The sequence below is a fragment of the Streptomyces sp. NPDC096040 genome (assembly GCF_040303265.1).
Taxonomy (GTDB): Bacteria; Actinomycetota; Actinomycetes; order Streptomycetales; family Streptomycetaceae; genus Streptomyces.
Window position 1 is genome coordinate 1 of record NZ_JBEOTA010000080.1, and the last position, 4,932, is coordinate 4,932.

Below are 4,932 nucleotides of genomic sequence, written 5' to 3' on the forward strand. Positions count from 1 at the left end.
TTTTTAACCCCCCCCCCCCCCCCCTATAAAACCCCCCCACCCACCCCCCCCTCCCCCACCCCCCCCCACTTCCGATCGGGACCCCCCCCCCCCCCCGGCCCGGCCGCGGCGGCCTCGGCGGCCCCCCGGCGCCGCCGTCGTCCGCCGCGGCCGGCGGGCGTGTACGCGACGCCGTACTCGCGGGCGAAGCGGTTGGCCTCCATCGCGGAGCCGGACATCATCCGCAGCCACAACCCGTAGGCCACCGACCTCATCTGGCGCCAGCGTCAGATGCAGCCGCCGGCGGCCCGCCGGGCAATCAGGCACCGCCCTGCGGACCTATTCGGCCGGCAGCGGTTCCGCCGGGAGGCGCAGCGCTCGGCGAGAGCCACGAACACCTTCACCGCGTCCGTCTGCGACGGCAGCAACTCCACGAGGGCGCCGCCCGGTTCGGGCTCGTCCCGTTCGGGGCCGGGCCGGTGCCGGGCACAGGTCAGCAGGTCGTGACCGCTCGGGGAGGGCCGGACCGCCCGCCGTACGCCACGGCCCTCTCGTGTTCGACAGGTCCGCCCGGGCCTGCCGGTCGGCCCACTCGACCAGACCCCACTCCTCGATCCGGGCCAGCGCCTCACGCGGCACAGGGAGTTCGTGCTCCTCCAGGACCCAGCCGTGTGCGGCGGCCTCCTGGCGCTCGTGCAGCGCCCCCAGTTCGGCCAGCACCTCCGCCCTGCCCCTCCTCCACCCTCCGGCAACGGACCTCTCCCGCGCCACGGCCGAATCAGGATCAACCATCCGGATGAGGGTTTGCGGATCACCTGGCCGGCGACTGCGACGTGACGGTACTCAGGGCGTGCCCCAGCGTGGAGTCGTCCGACGGGGGTTCTTCCCAGCGGCCGGCGACATGGCCGTCCGGGCGGACGAGAAGTGCGCCGCCGTGCGGGCTCAGACGGTACCGGTCGGCGTGTTCGCGGGGCAGCGCCGCTACGCGCAACGGCCAGCGGGCGACGGCTTGTCGCTGCCAGCGGTCCGGGGCCGGGGTCAGCAACGTGAACCATTCGCCGACCGTGTCGAGCGTGGAGCGGTCGGGGGTGAGCCAGTGGTGGGGCATGCGGTGGCCCGGCTCCGCGGTGGGGACGTACTCGGTACCGGACGGCTCAGGAGGTTCGGCGTCGCCGGCGAGAACGGCCTCGGAGCGGTAGGCCGCTCCCAGCACGAGGCCGAGCTGGGCGAAGTACCTTTCCGACCAAGGCAGTTCGACCGGAGCCGACACACCGCGGCGGAGCTGCTCGGTGCGCAGGTCCTGCACCTGCATCAGGAGCCGGGTGTTCCCGACCGCCTGGCGGAGGGTCTCGCGGGCCACCGGTTCCCGCTCCGGCCCGTACGTTCCCAGCAGGGACGGTCCGGCCCAGCCGTGGAGCACACCGGCCAGTTTCCAACACAGGTTGTGCACGTCGGCCACGCCGGCGTTCATGCCCAGGCCGCCGATCCGCATCAGACGCTCCCCTTCCGCGACGGCTTCGCTCGTTCGTGCCGACGTTACGGAGCCCGTCGGGCACCATCTGGTACGTGACGACCGACGCCTTTCTCGCCGACTGCCGCGCCCGCCTGGCGTTCGACCTGCTCTCCCACACCTGGAACGCCGTGGTGCTCTGGGCGCTGCGGGACGGGCCGAGGCGTCCGGTCGAACTGCGGGAACGGATCGGGGGCATCAGCTCCGAGGTGCTCACCGAGACACTGCGGCGCCTTCAGTTCAACGGGCTGGTGACGCGCCGGGCGCTCCCCGGGGCACCGCCGCGCGTCGAGTACGGGCTGACAGAACTGGGGCGCTCGTTGCTCGGACCCATCGGCGCCGTCGGGGCATGGGCCTTCGAGCACGGGGACGAGGTCATGGCCGCGCAGGAGGGCGGGTGAGGAACGTGGTGCGGGGTACCCGGTCGCCGACCGCGGTGAACGGCACCGCACGGGCGCGGCAGGCAAGGCGGCTCCATGTCCATGACGCATCCCGCCGAGCGTTCCCGCAACGGCCGGGGCTGGTTCGAGCGGCTCGCCGAGGCGGCCTCGAACGTCACCAGTTCCCTGCTGTTCATGTGCTTCTGCCTGGTCCTGGTCGCGGCCCTCGTCGCCGTCCATGTCGCGGGCCTTCCGGTGACCTGGCAGCTCCTCGTCGGCGATGCCATGACGTCCGTGAACCTGCTGCTGCTCGCCCTCCTGAAGAACACAGAGCGCCGCGCTGAGCACGCCATCCAGCGCAAGCTCGACAGCATCGCCGCCGCGATGCTCGACCAGCGTGCGGGCGACAGCCCGCAGGAAGCGGCCGAGGAGCTGCGCAAGGTGATCGGGATGGACGAAGAGCTCTGATCTCGGCGCCTCGGGTGGGCGGGCCGCACTGGGCGCCGGTCGTCTGCTCGTACCCTGTCTGACGTGCCTGTCACCCGCCTGCATCGTGTCGCCGTCCTTGTGCTGGAGGGGGCGAAGCCCCTGGACGTCGGTATCCCGGCGCAGGTGTTCACGACCCGGGCGAGCATGCCGTATGAGGTGCGGGTGTGCGGTGCGGCGCCCGGTCTGGTCACCGGCGGCGACGGGCTGTCGTACCACGTGGCGCATGGCCTCGGCGCACTGGAGTGGGCGGAGATCGTGTTCGTGCCCGGCTACCGGTTCCCGGACCGGGAGGCCCCGCCGCGGGCGGTCGTGGACGCGCTGCTCGCGGCGCACCGGCGGGGCGCGCGGCTGGCCGCCATCTCGACGGGGGCCTTCGCGCTCGCCTCGACCGGGCTGCTCGACGGCCTGCGCGCCACGACGCACTGGCACTACACACGGTCGCTCGCGGAGAGGCATCCGCTCGTGAAAGTCGACGAGAACGTGCTCTTCGTCGACGAGGGCAGCGTGCTGACGTCGGCCGGCGCAGCGTCGGGCATCGATCTGTGCCTGCACATCCTGCGCGGCGACCTCGGTGTGGCCGCCTCGAACCACGCGGCCCGACGACTGGTCGCCGCCCCCTACCGCAGCGGCGGCCAGGCGCAGTACGTGCCGCGCAGTGTGCCCGAGCCGCTCGGTGAGCGGTTCGCCGTGACTCGCGAGTGGGCGCTGCACCGGCTCGCCGGGCCGCTCACCCTCGACGCACTCGCCCGGCATGCGGGGGTGTCGGCGCGTACGTTCTCGCGGCGCTTCGTCGAGGACACCGGGTACACCCCGATGCAGTGGGTGATGCGCGCCCGGATCGACCTGGCCAGGGAGCTGCTGGAGCGCTCGGAGCGCAGCGTCGAACAGATCGCCGACGACGTCGGTCTCGGCACCGGCGCGAATCTGCGGCTGCACTTCCAGCGCATCCTCGGTACGACACCGAGCGACTACCGGCGCACCTTCACCAAGGGCGAGTAGGGGCCGGGGCCGGTCTGCGTCGGAGCGCGGCGAGCGTTTGTCGGCGTGACGTCGATACCGTCAGCCGGCGCCCCTGCCTTCGCCCTTCGGGTCTTGGTCCCGTTCGGCACTCTCACGGGGCCAGCCGTCGCGGTGCTCGGCGCGGAACCCTACGGGGCGTCGTGCGGCTGCTCCCTGTTCGTGCGGCACCGGACCGGGTTGCTCGGCCCCGACAACGCGAGGTGTCCCGACACCGAACACGGCCGCGGCCTGGAGATCATCGACTGCCTCACCGCCGCGCACGGCGACCGCCTGGACGGCGGCAACGCGATCCACCGGGCCGAGGTGTCCGCCGCCGCCTGACGGAGACCGCCCCCACGAAATGCCGGCATGGCGGGATCCTTTTGAACCGTGGCGATCTCGCCGCTGTCGTGGGTGAGTACGGCCCGCGAACCTGGTGGCAAAGCGAAGGGACGCGACTCATGACTCGTATCGCCATCAACGGATTCGGCCGCATCGGACGCAATGTGCTACGCGCCCTGCTGGAGCGGGACAGCAGCCTCGAGATCGTCGCCGTCAACGACCTCACGGAGCCCACCGCTCTCGCGCGGCTGCTCGCCTTCGACTCGACGGCAGGGCGCCTCGGGCGCCCGGTGACCGTGGACGGTGACGTCCTCGTCGTCGACGGCCGCCGTATCAAGGTGCTCGCCGAGCGGGAACCGGCGCAGCTGCCGTGGGCCGCTCTCGGCGTGGACATCGTGCTGGAGTCGACCGGCCGCTTCACATCGGCCAAGGCCGCTCGTGCCCACCTCGACGCAGGTGCGAGGAAGGTCCTGGTCAGCGCGCCGTCGGACGGTGCCGACGTCACGCTCGCGTTCGGCGTGAACACCGACGCCTACGACCCGGACACGCACACGGTCGTCTCCAACGCCTCGTGCACGACCAACGCGCTCGCGCCGCTGGCCGCCGTGCTCGACGAACTCGCCGGTATCGAGCACGGGTTCATGACGACGGTGCACGCCTACACGCAGGAGCAGAACCTGCAGGACGGCCCGCACCGCGACGCCCGTCGCGCCCGCGCCGCCGGCGTCAACATCGTGCCGACCACGACCGGCGCCGCCAAGGCGATCGGCCTGGTGCTGCCGAACCTCGACGGCAGGCTGTCCGGCGACTCGATCCGGGTGCCGGTGCCGGTGGGCTCGATCGTCGAGCTCAACACGACGGTCTCCCGTGACGTGACACGGGACGACGTGCTGACGGCGTACCGCGCCGCCGCGGAGGGGCCGCTCGCGGGCATCCTCGAGTACTCGGACGACCCGCTGGTCTCCTCGGACATCACGGGCAACCCGGCCTCGGCGATCTTCGACTCGGCCCTCACCCGCGTCGACGGCCGCCACATCAAGGTGGTGGCCTGGTACGACAACGAGTGGGGCTTCTCGAACCGGGTGATCGACACCCTCGAACTCCTCGCGCGCTAGCGGGCGGAGCGGCCGTTGGATGGGGGTACGTAACTGCTCCCGATTCTATCTACAGGCATAGTCGTCTGTAGTCATTTATCATCGGAGGTGTGAAGCTTTCCGAGTGGGCGCGCCAGCA

At 71.8% G+C, this 4,932-nt stretch carries 6 protein-coding genes and 1 pseudogene; 5 read left to right on the top strand and 2 right to left on the bottom strand.

What is annotated here, in order from left to right:
- Window positions 1–23 precede the first annotated feature (23 nt).
- Both ABTY98_RS42485 and ABTY98_RS41920 read right to left on the bottom strand, forming a co-directional pair.
- Window positions 24–794: pseudogene (locus tag ABTY98_RS42485) on the bottom strand (DUF6417 family protein).
- The gene (locus ABTY98_RS41920; RefSeq protein ID WP_352226431.1) at window positions 791–1,471 is read right to left on the bottom strand and encodes an FAD-dependent monooxygenase; all 681 of its coding nucleotides are present in this window, start codon (window positions 1,469–1,471) and stop codon (window positions 791–793) included. Before ABTY98_RS41920 ends, ABTY98_RS42485 begins: the two are co-directional and overlap by 4 nt.
- 74 nt (window positions 1,472–1,545) lie before the next feature.
- Between ABTY98_RS41920 and ABTY98_RS41925 the strand changes: the two genes are divergently transcribed.
- The 5 genes from ABTY98_RS41925 (at window position 1,546) to gap (ending at window position 4,814) form a co-directional block, all read left to right on the top strand.
- Entirely contained in the window at window positions 1,546–1,890 is a 345-nt protein-coding gene (locus ABTY98_RS41925) for a winged helix-turn-helix transcriptional regulator (RefSeq protein ID WP_352226432.1), read from the top strand.
- Between the two features lie 75 nt (window positions 1,891–1,965).
- Window positions 1,966–2,337: a low affinity iron permease family protein gene (locus tag ABTY98_RS41930; protein WP_352226433.1), complete on the top strand. Its 372-nt coding sequence runs from the start codon at window positions 1,966–1,968 to the stop codon at window positions 2,335–2,337.
- 63 nt (window positions 2,338–2,400) lie between these two features.
- Complete coding sequence (locus tag ABTY98_RS41935) at window positions 2,401–3,357, top strand: GlxA family transcriptional regulator (protein ID WP_352226434.1); 957 nt, start codon at window positions 2,401–2,403, stop codon at window positions 3,355–3,357.
- A 180-nt stretch (window positions 3,358–3,537) separates the two neighbouring features.
- The gene (locus tag ABTY98_RS41940; protein WP_352226435.1) at window positions 3,538–3,699 is read left to right on the top strand and encodes a hypothetical protein; all 162 of its coding nucleotides are present in this window, start codon (window positions 3,538–3,540) and stop codon (window positions 3,697–3,699) included.
- 119 nt (window positions 3,700–3,818) lie between these two features.
- Window positions 3,819–4,814 carry a type I glyceraldehyde-3-phosphate dehydrogenase gene (gap, locus tag ABTY98_RS41945; RefSeq protein ID WP_352226436.1) on the top strand — a complete coding sequence of 332 codons (996 nt, stop codon included), beginning with the start codon at window positions 3,819–3,821 and terminating at the stop codon, window positions 4,812–4,814.
- Window positions 4,815–4,932 lie beyond the last annotated feature (118 nt).